The sequence below is a fragment of the Tabrizicola soli genome (assembly GCF_015999335.1).
Taxonomy (GTDB): domain Bacteria; phylum Pseudomonadota; class Alphaproteobacteria; order Rhodobacterales; family Rhodobacteraceae; genus Tabrizicola; species Tabrizicola soli.
The window spans coordinates 191,056-208,316 of record NZ_JAEACP010000005.1; the positions used below are offsets into that span (position 1 = coordinate 191,056).

At 69.7% G+C, this 17,261-nt stretch carries 16 protein-coding genes; 7 read left to right on the forward strand and 9 right to left on the reverse strand.

Annotated features, from left to right (window positions below; all coding sequences use genetic code 11):
* The first annotated feature begins 59 nt into the window (after nucleotides 1-59).
* Nucleotides 60-1,310 carry a flavin monoamine oxidase family protein gene (locus I7S92_RS06300; RefSeq protein ID WP_197642635.1) on the forward strand — a complete coding sequence of 417 codons (1,251 nt, stop codon included), beginning with the start codon at nucleotides 60-62 and terminating at the stop codon, nucleotides 1,308-1,310.
* On the opposite strand, the gene I7S92_RS06305 is transcribed toward I7S92_RS06300, so the two are convergent.
* The gene (locus I7S92_RS06305; protein WP_197642636.1) at nucleotides 1,278-1,964 is read right to left on the reverse strand and encodes a DUF599 domain-containing protein; all 687 of its coding nucleotides are present in this window, start codon (nucleotides 1,962-1,964) and stop codon (nucleotides 1,278-1,280) included. The two genes, I7S92_RS06300 and I7S92_RS06305, sit on opposite strands and share 33 nt — an antisense overlap.
* 105 nt (nucleotides 1,965-2,069) lie before the next feature.
* Here I7S92_RS06305 and I7S92_RS06310 point away from each other — a divergent pair, with 105 nt between their 5' ends.
* From I7S92_RS06310 to I7S92_RS06335, 6 genes are all read left to right on the forward strand, one after another.
* Nucleotides 2,070-3,503, forward strand: coding sequence for an FAD-linked oxidase C-terminal domain-containing protein (locus I7S92_RS06310; RefSeq protein WP_197642637.1), 1,434 nt, complete (start codon nucleotides 2,070-2,072; stop codon nucleotides 3,501-3,503).
* 48 nt (nucleotides 3,504-3,551) lie between these two features.
* Entirely contained in the window at nucleotides 3,552-4,634 is a 1,083-nt protein-coding gene (locus I7S92_RS06315; protein ID WP_197642638.1) for an FAD-binding protein, read from the forward strand.
* Complete coding sequence (gene glcF, locus I7S92_RS06320; protein WP_197642639.1) at nucleotides 4,634-5,917, forward strand: glycolate oxidase subunit GlcF; 1,284 nt, start codon at nucleotides 4,634-4,636, stop codon at nucleotides 5,915-5,917. The genes I7S92_RS06315 and glcF overlap by 1 nt, the downstream gene beginning before the upstream one ends.
* A 186-nt stretch (nucleotides 5,918-6,103) precedes the next feature.
* A complete protein-coding gene (locus I7S92_RS06325; protein WP_197642640.1) occupies nucleotides 6,104-6,913 on the forward strand; it encodes a trypsin-like serine peptidase in 810 nt (269 codons plus the stop codon).
* A complete protein-coding gene (locus I7S92_RS06330; protein WP_197642641.1) occupies nucleotides 6,910-7,716 on the forward strand; it encodes a trypsin-like serine peptidase in 807 nt (268 codons plus the stop codon). Before I7S92_RS06325 ends, I7S92_RS06330 begins: the two co-directional genes overlap by 4 nt.
* A 124-nt stretch (nucleotides 7,717-7,840) precedes the next feature.
* The gene (locus I7S92_RS06335) at nucleotides 7,841-8,311 is read left to right on the forward strand and encodes an Hsp20 family protein (RefSeq protein ID WP_197642642.1); all 471 of its coding nucleotides are present in this window, start codon (nucleotides 7,841-7,843) and stop codon (nucleotides 8,309-8,311) included.
* 58 nt (nucleotides 8,312-8,369) lie between these two features.
* On the opposite strand, the gene I7S92_RS06340 is transcribed toward I7S92_RS06335, so the two are convergent.
* The 8 genes from I7S92_RS06340 to I7S92_RS06375 all read right to left on the reverse strand — a co-directional run bounded on the left by I7S92_RS06340 (nucleotide 8,370) and on the right by I7S92_RS06375 (nucleotide 17,248).
* Nucleotides 8,370-8,735: a COG4315 family predicted lipoprotein gene (locus I7S92_RS06340; protein ID WP_197642643.1), complete on the reverse strand. Its 366-nt coding sequence runs from the start codon at nucleotides 8,733-8,735 to the stop codon at nucleotides 8,370-8,372.
* Between the two features lie 123 nt (nucleotides 8,736-8,858).
* Nucleotides 8,859-10,904 (reverse strand): VWA domain-containing protein, encoded by a 2,046-nt coding sequence (locus I7S92_RS06345; RefSeq protein ID WP_197642644.1) that lies wholly within the window; start codon nucleotides 10,902-10,904, stop codon nucleotides 8,859-8,861.
* Nucleotides 10,901-11,437, reverse strand: coding sequence for an RNA polymerase sigma factor (locus I7S92_RS06350; protein WP_197642645.1), 537 nt, complete (start codon nucleotides 11,435-11,437; stop codon nucleotides 10,901-10,903). The genes I7S92_RS06345 and I7S92_RS06350 overlap by 4 nt, the downstream gene beginning before the upstream one ends.
* 152 nt (nucleotides 11,438-11,589) lie before the next feature.
* Nucleotides 11,590-12,072, reverse strand: a complete 483-nt coding sequence (locus I7S92_RS06355) for a peptidoglycan-binding protein (RefSeq protein WP_197642646.1) — start codon at nucleotides 12,070-12,072, stop codon at nucleotides 11,590-11,592.
* 199 nt (nucleotides 12,073-12,271) lie between these two features.
* Complete coding sequence (gene yghU, locus I7S92_RS06360; RefSeq protein WP_197642647.1) at nucleotides 12,272-13,126, reverse strand: glutathione-dependent disulfide-bond oxidoreductase; 855 nt, start codon at nucleotides 13,124-13,126, stop codon at nucleotides 12,272-12,274.
* Nucleotides 13,127-13,278: 152 nt separating this feature from the next.
* Nucleotides 13,279-14,757: an NAD-dependent succinate-semialdehyde dehydrogenase gene (locus tag I7S92_RS06365; RefSeq protein ID WP_197642648.1), complete on the reverse strand. Its 1,479-nt coding sequence runs from the start codon at nucleotides 14,755-14,757 to the stop codon at nucleotides 13,279-13,281.
* Nucleotides 14,758-14,936: 179 nt separating this feature from the next.
* Nucleotides 14,937-15,266 (reverse strand): hypothetical protein, encoded by a 330-nt coding sequence (locus I7S92_RS06370; protein ID WP_197642649.1) that lies wholly within the window; start codon nucleotides 15,264-15,266, stop codon nucleotides 14,937-14,939.
* A complete protein-coding gene (locus I7S92_RS06375; RefSeq protein WP_354001309.1) occupies nucleotides 15,263-17,248 on the reverse strand; it encodes an OmpA family protein in 1,986 nt (661 codons plus the stop codon). The genes I7S92_RS06370 and I7S92_RS06375 overlap by 4 nt, the downstream gene beginning before the upstream one ends.
* Nucleotides 17,249-17,261: the final 13 nt, after the last annotated feature.

Sequence of the window (17,261 nt, forward strand, 5' to 3'; positions counted from 1 at the left end):
CACTTGGCTCGAATCGCCGCCCGCCCCATTCTTGCCGCATTTCAGGGCGGGATTTCGCGATGACGGATGCGGATGTGGTGGTCGTCGGCGCGGGCGCGGCGGGGCTGGCGGCGGCGAAGCGGCTGATCGGCCAGGGCCTGCGGGTCACGGTGCTGGAGGCGATGGACCGGATCGGCGGCCGGGCCTGGACCACCTCGACCGATTTCGGGGTGGCCTTCGACATCGGCTGCGCCTGGCTCCATGCCGCCGACCGCAACCCCTTCTTCCCCGAGGCGGTGGCGGCGGGCTGGACCCTGCGGCATCACGACATGGGGCTGGATCACCTCTGGTTCGGCAAGCGCAAGGCCGGTGCGGCGGAAATGGCGGCCGAGGTGCGGGCGGCGGCAGAGCTTGCGGCCTGCATCGAGCGGCACCGGGGCGCGAGCGACCGGCTGTCGACGCTGGTCGAGGCCTGCCACGGCCTTCGGGCCAGCGCGACCTTCGCCGGGCCGATGGATTATGGCGCCGACGACGACGAGATCAGCGTGACCGACTTCCGCAGCGCGGCCGAGCTGGACCCGAACTACCTCACGAAGGAAGGCTTCGGCGCGCTGATCCACCGCTGGGGCGCCGATGTGCCGGTGACGCTGGCCACCCCGGTCCGCCGCATCCGCTGGGACGGCCCGGGGGTGGAGGTGGTGACCGACAAGGGCACGATCCGGGCGAAGGCGGCGATCGTGACGGTCTCGACCGGGGTCCTGGCCTTCGAGGAGATCGCCTTCACCCCCGACCTGCCCGACGGCCATCTGGAGGCGATCTTCGACCTGCCGATGGGCCTTCTGACCAAGATCCCGCTGCGTATCGAAGGCACCCGGCTGGGCCTGCAGCCCTTCGACGACCTGCTGATCGAACGCCACGCGCGGCACGACCTCTATTTCCTCGCCTTTCCCTTCGACCTCGACCTGATGGTCGGTTTTGTCGGCGGCGACTTCGCCTGGGAGATGGAGGCGGCAGGCCGGGCGGCGGCGGTGGATTTCGTCACCGACCGGCTGGTGGAGGTCTTCGGCGCCTCGGCGCGAAAGGCGGTGACCGGCGGCGCGATGACGAACTGGAGCGCCGAGCGCCATGTCCGGGGCGCCTATGCCGCCGCCCGGCCCGGAAAGGCCCATGCGCGGGAGGTCCTGTCGCGCCCGGTGGGCGAGCGGATCTGGTTCGCCGGCGAGGCGCTGGCCGGGGGCCTGAAGCAGACCGCCGGCGGGGCGCGGCTGTCGGGCGAGGCGGTGGCGGGGAAAGTGGCGCTATGGCTCTCGCATCAGGATGACGCGGCGTGACTGGCTGGCGAATTCGCGCCGCAACAGGACGCCGGTCGCCAGCGTGTTGCCGATGATCAGGCCCCAGGGACCCAGCAGCCAGCCAAGCGCCGCCAGCGCGAAATAGATCGACCGCAGGCCCCGGTTGAAGCTTCTCGCCGCGGTGATGTTGATCTCGGCCGCCTGTCCGGCGCGGTGGAAGGCGACGGGATCGGCGGGGTCGTTCGGCACGGCGGCCATCAGGATCGAGCAATAGCCGAAAAGGCGATGCGCCCAGACGAATTTCAGAAGCGCATTGGCCAGGAAGCCGATCACCGGCAGCATCCGCAGCGCGAGGTCCGGCCCGGTCCCCGCCAGCGGCAGGTCGCCCGCGAGCCGCTGCACCGCCCCCGCATTGCCGATCAGCGCCACCCCGCCGCCGATCGCGATCATCGAGGCCGAGGCGAAGAAGGCCGTGCCCTGCCGCAGCGAGTCGATCAGCGTGGCGTCGAAGATCCGGGGCTGGCGGGTGACGAAGGTCCGCATCCAGTCGCGCCGGTAGTCCTGCATGATCAGCGAGACCGAGGGATAGCGGCGCGGCGGGCTTTCGATCAGCCAACTCGCCAGGAACCAGGCTGCCACAAGATAGCCAAGCGCGGCGGCGTCGAGCAGCGGAAGGGGACCGAAGGGCAGCATGGCCGCAGGTTAGGCGGGCGGCGGCGCTTTGGGAAGCGGATCGATTTCGGCTTGTGATCTGGGGGATTGGTTATATTATCTTACCAATCATCAGGGGGCTTGCCGATGCAGATGCCAGAGCCAGACGGGGGCGTGCTCGCCCGCAAGGCGCGGATCGTGGCGCTTCTGCGCGCCATCCTGCCCCCCGACGCGGTGATCGACGCGCCCGAGGAGTTGCGTGCCTACGAATGCGACGCGCTGACCGCCTACCGCTGCCCGCCGCTGGCCGCCGTCCTGCCACGCTCGACGGCAGAGGTCTCGGCCGTGCTGCGCACCTGCTGGGAGGAAGGCGTGCCGGTGGTCCCGCGCGGCTCGGGCACCAGCCTGGCCGGTGGCGCGATGCCGACGGCCGACAGCGTGATCCTCGGGGTCGCGCGGATGAACGCGGTGCTGGAGACCGACTACGAGAACCGCTTCATCCGGGTGCAGTCGGGCCGGACCAATCTCTCGGTCTCGGGCGCGGTCGAGGCGGAAGGGTTCTTCTACGCCCCCGACCCCTCCAGCCAGCTTGCCTGCGCCATCGCCGGGAACATCGCGATGAACTCGGGCGGGGCGCATTGCCTGAAATACGGGGTGACGACGAACAACCTTCTGGGCGTGACGCTGGTGCAGATGGACGGGACCGTGGTCACCCTGGGCGGGCCCTGGGGCGAGCCATGCGGCATCGACCTTCTGGGCGTGGTCTGCGGCTCCGAGGGGCAACTCGGCGTGGTGACCGAGGCCTGCCTGCGCATCCTGCCCAAGCCCGAGGGCGCGCGGCCGGTGCTGGTCGGCTTCAACTCGAACGAGGTCGCCGGGGCCTGCGTCGCAGACGTCATCCGCGCGGGCATCCTGCCGGTGGCGATCGAGTTCATGGACCGCCCCTGCATCCGCGCGACCGAGGCTTTCGCGAAAGCGGGCTACCCGGACTGCGAGGCGCTGCTGATCATCGAGGTCGAGGGATCGGAGGCAGAGATCGGCGAACAGCTCTCCCGCATCCGCCAGATCGCCATGGCCCACGACCCGGTGGAATTCCGCGAGGCGGCGGACGAGGACCAGGCCCGCCGCATCTGGCTGGGTCGCAAGTCGGCCTTCGGCGCGATGGGCCAGATCAACGACTACATGTGCCTCGACGGGACGATCCCGGTGTCGTCGCTTCCCCATGTCCTGAAGCGCATCGGCGAGATGAGCCGCGACTTCGGCCTGGACGTCGGCAATGTCTTCCACGCCGGCGACGGCAACATGCACCCCCTCATCCTGTTCGACGCCAACAAGCCCGGCGACCTGGAACGCTGCGAGGCCTTCGGGGCCGAGATCCTGAAGCTGTGTGTGGAGGTCGGCGGCTGCCTGACCGGCGAGCATGGCGTCGGGATCGAGAAGCGCGACCTGATGGCGGTGCAGTTCACCGGCCCGGACATGGAGGCGCAGATGCGGGTGAAGGACGTGTTCGACCCGAAATGGCTTTTGAACCCGGCCAAGGTATTCCCGCTGGCGGCAAGCGCGCCCCGGCGCACCGGATGACCGCCCTGAAAATTTTCGACGAAAATTTTCAGGGCCCAGGATGGAATGATGCGACCCAAGACCGAAACGGAACTGGCAGAGGCCATCGCGGGGACCAGGACCCCGCTTCTGCTGCGCGGCGGCGGCACCCGCACGCTGGGCCATGCGGTGGGCGAGGTGCTGGAGACCGGCGGCCTGGCGGGGGTGGAGCTTTACGAGCCGGGCGCGCTGACGCTGGTGGTGCGGGCGGGCACCCCGCTTGCCGAGGTGGAGCGGGTGCTGGCGGCGGAACGGCAGCGGCTGGCCTTCGAGCCGCCCGATCTGCGCGGCCTCCTGGGGCGCGAGGGCGTCTCGACCATCGGCGGCGTGCTGGCCGCCAATGCCTCCGGCCCGCGCCGGGTGCAGGTGGGCGCGGCGCGCGATGCGGCGCTTGGGGTGCGCTTCGTCGATGGCGCGGGGACGGTGGTGAAGAACGGCGGCCGGGTGATGAAGAACGTCACCGGCTATGACCTGGTGAAGCTTCTTGCGGGCAGCCGGGGCACGCTGGGCATGCTTACGGAAGTCGGCTTCAAGGTCCAGGCCCTGCCCGAGGCGGAAGCCACGCTGGTGATCGAGGGGCTGGACCGCGAGGCCGGGCTCGCGGCGCTGCGCCGGGCGCTCGGCTCGCCTTTCGACGTCTCGGGGGCGGCGCGGCATTCCGGGCGAAGCCTGATCCGGGTCGAGGGTATGGCCGGCTCCGTCGCCTACCGGCTGGGCCGGTTGCGCGCGCTTCTCGGCGGCGAGGTGACGGTGGCCGAGGGCGCGGCCTCCGCCGCGCTCTGGCGCGAGGTGCGGGACGTGGTGCCCTTCCACGGCAAGCCGGGCGAGGTCTGGCGCATCGCCACCCTGCCCACGCTTGCCGCCGAAGTGGTCGCGCGGCTGGAGGGGCAGGCGCTCTGGGACTGGGGCGGCGGGCTGGTCTGGCTCCTGGCCGAGCACGGCCGTGGGGCCGAGGTCGCCGCCACCCTTGCCGGACGCGGCCATGCGACGCTGGTTCGGGGCGAGGGCGGGCCGGTCTTCCCGCCGGAAGCGCCCGAGGTGGCGGCGCTGGTCGCGGGGCTGAAGGCGAAATTCGACCCGCGCGGGATCCTGAACCGGGGGATGATGGGCTGATGCAGACGAATTTCACGCCCGAGCAGCTGCAGGATCCCGGCATCGCCCGCGCGAACGAGATCCTGCGCGCCTGCGTCCATTGCGGCTTCTGCACCGCGACCTGCCCGACCTATCAGGTGCTGGGCGACGAGCTCGACTCGCCTCGCGGCCGGATCTACCTGATCAAGGACATGCTGGAAGCGGGCCGCCCGGCCGACGAGAAGACGGTCAAGCATATCGACCGCTGCCTGTCCTGCCTCGGCTGCATGACCACCTGCCCGAGCGGCGTCCATTACATGCATCTGGTGGACCACGCCCGCGCCCATATCGAAAAGACCTACCGCCGGCCCGTCATGGACCGCGTCTTGCGGGCGGTGCTGGCGCGGGTGATCCCCTATCCGGGCCGCTTCCGGCTGGCGCTCTTCGGGGCCAGGCTCGCGAGACCCTTCGCGCGCTTCCTGCCGGATGCGCGGCTCCGCGCCATGCTGGCGATGGCGCCGAAGCAGATCCCGCCGGTCAGCCGCAACGACGATCCGCAGGTCTTCCCGGCGCAGGGGGAACGGCGGCTGCGGGTCGCGCTGATGACCGGCTGCGCGCAGAAGGCGCTCAATACCGACATCAACGACGCCACGATCCGCCTGCTGCGCCGCCTCGGCTGCGAGGTCGTCGTGGCCAGGGGCGCCGGCTGCTGCGGGGCGCTGACGCATCACATGGGGATGGAGAAACTGTCCCATTCCAGCGCCGCCGCCAACATCCGCGCCTTCATGGCCGAGAAGCGGGCCGGGGGGCTGGACGCCATCGTCATCAACACCTCGGGCTGCGGCACCACGGTCAAGGATTACGGCCACATGTTCCGCAATGATGCGCTGGCCACGGATGCGGCCACCGTTTCCGGGCTGGCGAAGGACGTGACCGAGCTTCTGGCCTGGATCGGCCTGCCCGAGGGCGCGCCCAGGGATCTGCGTGTCGCCTATCACGCCGCCTGCTCGCTCCAGCACGGCCAGCAGATCAAGTCCGCGCCGAAGGATCTTCTGAAACGGGCGGGGTTCGAGGTGGTGGAGCCCGCCGACAGCCATCTCTGTTGCGGCAGCGCGGGGACCTACAACCTTCTGCAACCCGCGCTCAGCGCCGAGCTGAAGCGCCGCAAGGTCGCCACGCTGGAGGCGAAGGCGCCGCAGGTGATCGCGGCGGGCAACATCGGCTGCATGATGCAGATCGGCTCGGGCACCGGCGTGCCGGTGGTGCATACGGTGGAACTGCTGGACTGGGCGACCGGAGGGCCAAGGCCGCGCGCTTTGGGTTGAATGTCCGGAAAGTGATATTCCATGCAGTGAAGTGAGCGCGAAAGCCGCGGAAATGGTTCGGAATATCCTGGCCATCCCGGGCCTCCGCTCGCCTGGCCGACCACATGCTTCCTGCACCACGGCCCGCTCCGCTCTTGCGCGACGGGCCAAAAGAGCGCCTAACTGGATGCGAACAGGGGGGAAGCGATGCGTCATCTTGGTCCCGTGCTGGTCGCTCTGGCGCTGGTCCTCTCCGGCCGGGTGGCGGCGCAGGAGACGGGGATGGTCAGCCTCCAGACCGCCGACGACGCCCGCGGCTGGGATGCCGTCGGCAAGCTGGTCCTGGGCGATCATGGCTTCTGCACCGGCGCGCTGATCGCGCCGCAACTCGTCGTGACCGCCGCCCATTGCCTTTACGACCGCAGCACCGGGGTGCAGATGCGCGCCGAGGAGATCGAGTTCCAGGCCGGGTTCCGCAACGGCCGCGCCGTCGCCTACCGCAGCGTCGCCCGCGCCGTCGCCCATCCCGACTACCGCTATGTCCAGGACGACCAGCTGGAGCGGGTCTCGGCCGACCTGGCGCTGCTGGAGCTCAGCCAGCCGATCCGCCTGCCCTCGCTCATCCCGTTCGAGACCGGCGCCACCCCGGTCGAGGGCGACGAGGTTGGCGTCGTCTCCTATGCCCAGGGGCGCGAGGAGGCGCCCTCGATCCAGGAGGTCTGCGCGGTGCTGGCCGAACGGCCCGAGGCGCTGATCCTGACCTGCGACGTCGATTTCGGCGCCTCCGGCTCGCCGGTCTTTTCGCTCGGCGACGGGGTGGCGCGGGTTGTCTCGGTGATCTCGGCCAAGGCCGAGATCGACGGGCGGAAGGTCGCCCTGGCCGTGCCGCTGGCCGAGCCCCTGGACCGGCTGCGCAGCGCGCTGGCCGAGAGCAAGGCGCAGGGCAGCGCCGGGGTCGGAACGGTACGGATGCTCTCGGGCGGGCAGGGGGCCGGGGCAAAGTTCGTCCGGCCATGAGGGTTTCGCTTCTGGCCCTGCTGCTGGCCGCGCCCGCGCTTGCACAGGACGGTCTGGACCGGCTGACCACGCGCGAGGATCTGCGCGGGTTCGAGCCGGTGGGCCGGGTCGATCTTGCCGAAGGCGGCTTCTGCACCGGGGCGCTGATCGCGCCGGATCTGGTGCTGACGGCCGGCCATTGTGTGCTGCGCGACGATGGCACCCCGGTTCCCGCCGAAACGATCACCTTCCGCGCCGGGCTGGCCGAGGGGGTGGCGTTGGCCGAATTCGCCATCCTGCGCACCGTGGTCGATCCCGGCTTCACCGCCCGCGACCCGGCCCCGGCGGCAGAACTGGCGCTGGACGTGGCGCTGCTGGAACTGGCGACGCCGATCCCGACCGGCCTGATCTCGCCCTTTTCCGTGGCCCTGCCCGGCACGGGCGACGAGGTCAGCGTCGTTTCCTATGCCACCGGGCGCGAGACGGCGCTGTCCTGGCAGCCGCTCTGCCATGCGCTTGAACGGCAGGGCGCGTTGATCGTCTTCGATTGCGACGTGGACCACGGCTCCTCGGGCGCGCCGGTGCTGGACCGCTCGCATTACCGGGCGAAGATCGTGTCGATCATCTCCTCCGGCGGCGTGATGCAGGGACGGCGCGTCGCCATCGGGATGGAACTGCCCTCGCGCGTCGCGGCGCTCAAGGCAGAGTTGCGCGCCGGACGGGCGACCAGCGTTGCCGCCTCGGGGCCCGAGCGGAAGGCGGGCAAGCGCATCACCCCCGGCAGCGGCAAGGACGGGACCGGCGCCCGCTTCGTCACGCCCTGACGGGTCTTGAAAGGCCGTTTTCCGCTTCCTACCTCAGTCGCATCCGGGTGCCATGACGGGCCCGGGGAAACCTGCCTTGCCCCGCAAAGGGAAGGCCCCTGACATCGCTTCCAGGAGGATGACAATGCGCAGCCTTGATTTCGCGCCGCTTTACCGTGCCACCGTCGGCTTCGACCGTATCGCCGACATGATGGACCGTGTTCTTTCCAGTGACGGCGCCCAGCCGACCTATCCGCCCTACAACATCGAGAAGACCGCCGAGGATGCCTATCGCATCTCGATCGCCGTCGCCGGTTTCGCGCCGGAGGAGCTGAGCGTCGAGGTCAAGGACGGCAACCTGCATGTCTCGGCCCGCAAGGCCGCCGACGAGACCGGGCGCAGCTACCTGCACCGCGGCATCGCCACCCGCGCCTTCGAGCGCCGCTTTGCGCTTGCCGATCACGTCCGCGTCGCGGGCGCGGTGCATGAGCACGGGATGCTGCACGTCGATCTCCTCCGCGAGACGCCCGAGGCGCTGAAACCGCGCCGGATCGAGATCGCCCGCGCGAACGACACCACCCCGGTGCTGGAAGCCAAGGCCGAAACGGTCAACTGATCCGCCCTGTCGGGATGTTCATCGGGCGCGCCGGATCTTCGGCGCGCCCTTTGTCCGTTCAGGGTTTGGCAACGTGCCAGACGCCGTTGACGCCGTCGCCGGTCATGTCGCCCGGCTTTGCGTCCTTGACCCAGAGATAGAGCGGCATCTGCTTGTAGGTCCATTGCTTCGTGCCGTCGGTGCGGTCGGTCAGGCCGTAGTCGCCCTCCGCGGCCGCGTCGGCGGCCGCCGCCAGCGGCGGCCAGTTCGCGGCGCACTGGTCATAGCAGGACGACATGCCGTCCTTGTCCTCGTCATAGGTGTAAAGTGTCATGCCGTTGGCATCGGTCAGGATGCCGTCCTTCTCGACCACGGCCGTGACTTCGGCAAAGGCCGGGGCGGCCAGAAGGGCCAGTGAAAGGGCAAGAGCGGGAAATCGGGTCATGGGAACCTCCCATAGGCTTCGCGGGCCGGAAGCCGGGCAGGGGGCCGGAGCGGCCTCCCGGCGCAACAACGCGGCCGGGCGGTTTTCGCCCCGTCCCGGCCCCGCTCTCACGCGGAAGTGAAATCAGCGGTCCAGGGCCTGTGCCAGCCGCATCAGGTTGACCGCCTCGCTCCGGTAGCCGAAGCCGTCCTCGCCCCGGTTCGCCTGTGCCAGGGCGATCGCCTCGTCCCAGCCCCAGTCGCCCAGATAGACCGAGCCCTGCAGAAGCTGCCCGAAGCCGGCGATGGCGGCGGCAAAGCGGGTCTCGGCCGTGGCCGCCTCCTCTCCGGTGATCGGGGTTTCCGCCAGGGTCGAGACCTCGGCCCCCGGCGCCTTCCAGCGCAGCCGCAGGAAGCCCAGCTCCTCGCCCGTGCCCCCGGCCGGGGCCGCACCATAGCGCAGCGGGTCGTTGAGCAGCGCCTCCGACCCCGGAGCCGTCACCTCATAGAGCGCCGTGACCTGCGTCCCCGCGCCGATCTCGCCCGCGTCCACCTTGTCGTTGTTGAAATCCTCGCGCCGCAGCGACCGGGTCTCATAGCCGATCAGCCGGTATTCCGCGACCGTGGCCGGGTTCCATTCCACCTGGATCTTCACATCGTCGGCAATCGGGAACAGCGCCCCGGTCAGCTGGTCCACCAGCACTTTGCGCGCCTCGGACAGGGTGTCGATATAGGCCGCCGTCCCGTTGCCGTTCTGCGCCAGGGCCTGCATGATCGCGTCGTCCAGATTGCCGCGCCCGAAGCCCAGGACCGACAGATAGGTCCCCGTCTCGCGTTTCCGCGCCACATAGGCTTCCAGCCCCTCCGGGTCGTCGATGCCGACGTTGAAGTCGCCATCCGTGGCCAGCAGGATGCGGCTCACCTCGCCCTCGGCCTTCATCCCCTCGGCCACGCGGTAGGCCAGCTCCAGCCCCTCGGCCCCGGCGGTGGATCCGCCCGCCATCAGGTTGTCCAGCGCCGCCAGGATCGCGGCGCGGTCGGCGGCGGCGGTCGGCGGCAGCACCTCGCCGGCCGAACCGGCATAGGCGACGATGGCGACCTGATCCTCGGGGCGCAGTTCCGCCAGCATCAGCGACAGCGACTGCTTCAAGAGCGGCAGCTTGTTGGCATCCTCCATCGAGCCGGAGGTGTCGATCAGGAACACCAGGTTCAGCGGCGGCCGCGCGGCCACCTCGGGCAGCGCCCCCTGGATGCCGATGGTGACAAGCCGCGTGCCGGGGTTCCAGGGCGTCGGCATCACGCTGACCGTGGAGGCGAAGGCCTGTTCGGGCGTGGGCGCGGGATAGGCATAGGGGAAATAGTTCACCATCTCCTCCACCCGCACCTGCTCCGGTCCCGGCAGGTAGCCCGAGGTCAAGGAGGACCGCACCACCGCATAGGAGGCCGTGTCCACGTCGATGGAGAAGGTCGAGACCGGCTCCTCCGCCGTCACCTTCACCGGATTCGGCGCGTCGTTCGCGTAGGCCTCGGTGTTTTCCGGCGGGGCGAGCATGGCATCCGGGGCAGGGGCCGCGGCATAACCCTTCACCCCGCCGCCCTCGGCCGGGGCCTCGGCGCGCAGCCGCATCTCGCCTTCGGCGGCCAGGCCTGCGACGGGCGCGGAGGGCAGCGCCTCGGGCATCGCGGCCTCGGCCTGGGGCTCGGGCGCGGCGGCGACGGCGGAAGAGGCCGCGTCGCTTTCCTCGGTCCGGGCCAACTCGTCCGCAGCGACGGCCTTCGCCTCGGGCTGCGGCGCGGCATCGGCAAGCGGCGCGGCGGTGCGGTCCGCCGACAGCGTCGCCTCGGCGGGCCCAGGTTCGGCGGTCCTGGCGACCGGCGTCTCCGGGGGCAGCTCGGGCTTGCCGAGGCGCAGGTCGGCCACCGGCAGGATCACCGCGACACCGATCACCAGCGCGGCGACCGAGGTGGTGGCGGCAAGGGCAGGGCGGGAAGTCAGGGCGTGGAACATGCGACGTACTCCGTTCAGGGGGGCCGCCTTCGGGCGGTCCTCACTGGAACGGCCTGCTTCCGCCGATCCTTGGAGCCGGTCGAAATTTTCCATCGCAAGCGCCATGGCGCGCGCCTTGGCATCGGCATCCGGCGCCGGTGCGGCCTTCAGCGCAGCGCGGAGGGCGTCGAGGCCATCATTCATGTCGCGTCCTCCCTGGCCTTGGCCCGCAGGCGTTTCTTCACTTCGCTCATCCGCCAGGCGATTGTCCCCTCACTGACGCCCAGCACAAGCCCCGCCTCGGCCTGGGTCATCTCCTCGCCCAGCACCAGCGCCAGCGTGTCGCGCAACTCCGGTGCAAGCCCGGTCATCGCCTGGGCCAGCCAATCCTGCGCCTCGGCCTGCACGGCGATCTCCTCCTGCCGCGCCATCTCCCAGTCGCCCCAGCCCAGGGACGCCTTCGCGCGGGTCGTCTGCCGGCGCCGCAGGTCATGCGCGGCATTGACCACCACGCGGTAGAGCCAGGTGGTGAACCGCGCCTCGCCGCGCCAGTGGCGCAGCTTGGCCGGAAGCGCGGCGCAGATGTCCTGCGCCAGATCCTCGGCCTCGGCCCGCACGCCCGTCAGCCGCCAGGCAAGCCCGTGGATCCGGTCGTAATGCCGCCCGACCAGCGCGGCAAAGGCCGCCCGGTCGCCAGTGGCGGCGGCAGTCGCAAGCATCTCGTCGGACCTGTCCATCTGCATCACGTTAGCTGTGACGCAGCCGCCCCCGCAATCCTTGGGTCGGGCCCGGAAATCCCGACCCCGGACAAAAAATCCCCCGGCCCGAAGCGGATCCGGGCCGGGGGAACGGGGTCTGCCAAGTTCTTCCATCACCTGGGGGTCGGCGATCAGAACAGCAGCCCGTCGTAGACGCCATAGGCCCCCGAGGTCGACCGCAGGCTGGCCGACTGGCCCTCGTCCCGGGCATAGGCGGTGACCGCATTATAGGTGCCGGGGCCGAAGGCGCCGTCGATGCCGCCGCGATAATAGCCCCAGGCGCGCAGGTTGCGCTGGATTGCCTTGCGCTCGCTCAGCGAATAGCTCTGGAACGCCTTCGCCGCGGGGGTGGCATAGACCGAGGTCGAGCGGTAGGCGGGCTCATAGGTGCTGCGCGGCTCGACATAGACGGTCCGCGGCGCGCGGCGCGCCTCGCGGGCCATGCGGCCCTGTTTCAGCAGTTCGTCCACGATCACGGCGGTGGCGACGCCGGCGACGAAGCCCTGTTCCTTGTCGCCCCAGGCCAGCGCCGGCGCGGCGGGCACGGCGGCGATGGCGGCGGCGGTGAGGGCGGCGACCAGAGAGGTGCGGGCCTTGGTGACAGAGAGCAGCATGTCATGTCCTTTCGTGGTTCACCCGAGCAGTTCGGGTCGATGCCAAAAGGTATGGGCATTCGGGCCACGCTAGGCAAAAACGCCGGCACGTTAGGGGAAAACGCGGGTCTGTTATCGGATAACGCGAATGAAATCAGTCATTTGAGGAAAGCGGCCGCCACCCCTGCGGATGGCGGCCAGACAGCGCAGGGACCGGATGTCAGGCCGGGGCCTTCGGCAGCGCGTCGAAATCGGCGGCCGAGTGGCGCTCGGGCAGCTGCTCCCAGGCTTCGCCCCAGTTGCGGTTGACCTTGCGGCCCCGGATCACCGCCGGCCGCGCGTCGATGCGCTTCGCCCATTCCATGACGTTGCGGTAGCCCGCCGCGTCCAGGAACTCGGCCGCGTTGTAGGCCCGGCCCAGCACAAGCCCGCCGTACCAGGCGAAGATCGCCATATCGGCCAGCGAATACTCGCCCGCCATCCACTCGTTCCGCGCCAGATGCCGGTCCAGCACGTCCAGCTGGCGCTTGGCCTCCATCGCATAGCGGTTGATCGCATATTCGATTTTCACCGGAGCATAGGCATAGAAATGCCCGAAGCCGCCGCCGAGGAAGGGCGCGGAACCCATCTGCCAGAACAGCCAGCTGAGCATCTCGGTCCGCTGGCGCGGGTCCTTCGGGATGAAGGCGCCGCCGAACTTCTCGGCCAGGTACAGCATGATCGAGGCGCTTTCGAACACCCGCTGCGGCGGGCTGACGGAATGGTCCATCAGTGCCGGGATCTTCGAGTTCGGGTTCACCTCGACAAAGCCGCTGCCGAACTGGTCGCCCTTGCCGATCTCGATCAGCCAGGCATCGTAGTCCGCGCCATGCCCGGCCTCCAGCAACTCCTCCAGCAGGATCGTGACCTTGATCCCGTTCGGAGTTGCCAGCGAATAAAGCTGCAACGGATGCGCGCCCACCGGCAGCGCCTTGTCATGCGTCGGCCCGGCGACGGGGCGGTTGATATTGGCGAAGGTGCCGCCCGAGGGCTGCTCCCATGTCCAGACCTTCGGCGGGGTATAGTCGTTCGGCATCGGTCCTGCCCTTGCTGTGGCGTCTGGAACCGAGATAGTGCGCCGCCGTCCCTCGTGCCAGAGCCCTGTGCTGCGGCCGCCCCCTGCGCGAATGCACATGAATGCAAAAGGGGCGACCCTGCGGCCGCCCCCCTGGATCCCGTTCCGCCCGGTCAGATCGAAAGGCAGACGTATTTCAGCTCCATATAATCGTCGAGGCCATGGCGGCTGCCCTCGCGGCCCAGGCCCGACTGCTTGACCCCGCCGAAGGGCGCCATCTCGTTGGAGATGAGGCCGGTGTTCACGCCCACCATGCCGTATTCCAGCGCCTCCTGCACCCGGGTGATCCGGCCGATGTCGCGGGCGTAGAAATAGGACGCGAGGCCGAAGATGGTGTTGTTCGCCATCTCGATCACCTCTTCCTCGGTGTCGAACCTGAACAGCGGCGCGAGCGGGCCGAAGGTTTCCTCCTGCGCGACCTTCATGTCGGGCTTCACCCCGGTCACGACGGTCGGCTGGAAGAAGGTCCCCCCCAGGTCATGCCGCTTGCCGCCGGTCACGACCTGGCCGCCGCCCTTCACCACGTCGGCGATATGCTCCTCGACCTTCTCGACCGCGGCCTCGTTGATCAGCGGGCCGGTGGTGATGCCGGACTTCAGCCCGTCGCCGATGCTCAGCTTCTCGACCGCCGCCGCCAGCTTCCTGGCGAAGGTGTCATAGACCCCGGCCTGCACATAGATCCGGTTGGCGCAGACGCAGGTCTGGCCGTTGTTGCGGAACTTCGAGATCATCGCCCCTTCCACCGCCGCGTCCAGGTCGGCGTCGTCGAAGACGATGAAGGGCGCGTTCCCGCCCAGCTCCATGCTGCATTTCAGGATCTGGTCCGCCGCCTGCTTCAAGAGGATGCGCCCCACCTCGGTCGAGCCGGTGAAGGTCAGCTTGCGGATCAAGGGGTTCTCGCAGAATTCCTTGCCGATGTCCGAGGACCGCTTCGAGGTGATGACCGAGAAAAGCCCCGCCGGAACCCCGGCCCGCTCCGCCAGCACCGCCAGCGCCAGCGCCGAGAGCGGCGTCTCGGCCGCAGGCCGCGCCACGAAGCCGCAGCCCGCCGCCAGCGCCGGGGCCACCTTGCGCGCGATCATCGCGTTGGGGAAGTTCCAGGGCGTGATGGACGCGGCCACCCCGATCGGCTGCTTCAGCACATGGATGCGCTTGTCGCGCTGGTGGCCGGGGATGATGTCGCCATAGGTGCGCTTGGCTTCCTCGCCGTAGAACTCGATGTAGCTGGAGCCATAGGCGATCTCGCCCTTGGCCTCGGCCAGCGGCTTGCCCATCTCGGCGGTCAGGATCGTCGCCAGGTCGTCCTGGTTCGCCATGCACAGGTCGAACCACTTGCGCAGCACCTGCGCCCGCTCCTTCGCCGTGCGGGCGGCCCATTCGCGATGCGCCTTGTGCGCCGCCGCGATGGCGCGCGCGGTCTCGGCCCGGCCGAGGTTCGGCAGTTCACAGATCACGTCGCCGCGCGCCGGGTTGGTGACCGGGAAGGTGGTGCCGTCATCGGCGGCAACCCATTCGCCGGCGACATAGGCCTTGGTCACCAGAAGCGAGGGGTCTTTCAGAAGCGACGCGAGGTCGGTCACGGAATCGAGCATCAAAGCCTCCATTGATTGCCGCAAGGCCTGCCATGCGGGCGGCCGAATGTCCAGTTTCACCGGCCGGATCGGGCCAGCGTTGCTGCGGATCGCCCATGGACTGGCACCATTCGCCGGGCAGGGGCGCAAATCTTTTCGAAAAGATTTGCAAATTCCTTCGAAGGAATTTGGCCCCCCGGTCAGCCGTTGGCGTGCATCCGCTCGATATAGCCGCGCATCTCCTCGGCCTCGTGCCGCGCCTCGCGCAGCCCTTCCATCGCGGCCTTCAGTTCGGCCTCGGTCTGGCTGATGTGGTTGGTCAGCTCGGCCTCGCGCTGCTCCATATAGGCCAGCGCCTGGTCGCGCAGCTCCTCGGCCTCGTGCAGCGATTGCGCCAGCTTGTCCATCTCGGCCATGTCGCCGCCCTTCACCCGGGTGAAGCGGTGCAGCACCCAATGGGCGAACCAGCCCATCGCGAAGGCGACCATGAGGATGACGGCAGTGGCGACGACGTATTCGGTGCGGTTCATGGGCTTCCCTCGGCCGCAAGGTCATCGGGCCGCGGCAAGGGTCGTATCGTCTTTTCCGTCGGAGCAACAGAGGGGCTGGTGTCGAGCGCCGCGCCGGCCCCGGCCGTCCCGGCCGCTCCGGTCGTTTCGACCGCCGGTGTGGGCGCCGGATGGCCCTTGAGGACGAATTCGATCCGCCGGTTCTTCTCGCGCCCCGCGTCGGAATCGTTCTCGGCGATCGGCTGCGATTCGCCATAGCCCACCGCCGTCATGCCCGAGATGTCCACGCGCCGCCCCTGCAGCGCCAGAAGCACCGCCTCGGCACGGGCCTGGCTCAGCGCCTGGTTCCCGCCTTCCGAGCCCTGCGCATCGGTATGGCCGCCGATCTCCAGCTGCATCGGCGGGCAGCTGGTCAGGATTCCGGCCAGCTCGTCCAGCACCGGCCGCGCCGTCGTGGCGATCTCGGCCGAGGCGGGGGTGAAGGTGATCTTGGTGCGCGCGATCACCCGGTTCACGTCGGCCGCGCATTCCTCGGGCGTCGGCAGCGAGGCGACCGGGTCCAGCGCCTCGTCGTAGCGGACGTTCACCCGGAAGGTCTGGCCCTGGCCCAGTTCGCCCGACAGGATCTGCGTGATCTTGCCCCGCGCCTCGGTCGAGCCGGTGACGCCCGTCACCTCCACCGTGTCCGCCCGCACCAGAAGCGCGCCGTTGTCCACCAGCGACAGGGCCTGCAGCCCGGCCAGCACCCGGATCGGCCAGCCGTCCGGCAGGGTGGCGTCCACCCGCGTCGCGGTCACCACCTCGGCGCCCTCGAAGGCGGCACGGGCGAAGGCATCGACCGCCTGGCGCTGCATCTCGTCGGTCAGGCGGCCGCGCAGGATGACCTTGCCGTCCCCGGACAGGGTCGCGGTGAACTCGGCCGGGCCTTGGGCCGCGGTTTCCTTCTTCTCCAGCGTCGAGGTCAGCGAGAAGGCATCCGGCAGCCCGGTCTCCAGCTCTCCGACCACCTTGTCGAAGGCCGCCTGGGTCACGTCGCTGCCGGCCAGCAATGTCACGTCGCCGTCCGAGAAGGTGACCGAGCCCGAGCCGAGCTCGGCCAGCGCGGCGATGGCCTGGACCACCGCCTCGGCCCAGCGCGGGGTGGGGGTGCCCAGGCCGATGGTGCAGGCGGGCGCGCCTTCCACCCCGGCCCTGGCCGCCGCCGCAAGGATCTGGCGCTGCGCCCGGTCGGTGTCGGCCGAGCAGCTGTCGAACCGCGCGCCCTCGGCATCCACGACGAAGCGCAGGGTGAAGGGGGTGATCACCGGGCGCGGGGCCGAGATGTCCAGCACCAGTCGCACGCCCTCGGGCGCAAGATCGCGCAGCCTGCGTTCCAGGTCGCGCTTCTGCGCCGCGCTGTCCGAGATCGCCGTGACCTCGACCACCGTCGCCGTGACTGAGACCTTGGAGCGCGGCAGCCGCCGCAGCGCCTCCAGCCCGAAGTCGAGTGCGGGCCCCCAGGTCGCGGGCGCGGGGTAATCCGCGCTTTCCAGGATGTTCTTCGGCTCGATTCCCGGCGTCAGGGCGGCGGCGGCCTCGGCCAGGGCCTCCTCCGACAGCGCGCCCTCGGCCGCTTTCAGCGGCATGAGGCCGATGAGCTGGATCCCGTCCTCGGTGCGCAGCATCTGGACCGAGAAATCCGGCGCCCTGATCGCCGAGGCCGGGGCCACGTCCAGCCCGTCGCGGATACGCGAGCTGTCGATGATCGCGCCGACCATGTTGACCGCCCGGAACCGCGCCGCCTCGTTCGGGGCGGTGCCGGACAGCCGCACCTGCAGCCCGTCGGTCTGGACGGTGATCCAGTCGATCCCCTGTTCGGCCAGCCGGGCCTCGACCGCGTGGCGGCTGCGCGCCTCGATGACCAGGGCGGTGCCATAGGCGACCGAAACCATGACGATCGCCGCCAGGATGAACGCCAGCAGCGCCAGCGTGGTCGAAGAGAACTTGCGGATCAGGGGCAGCACGAAAACCGGCAGG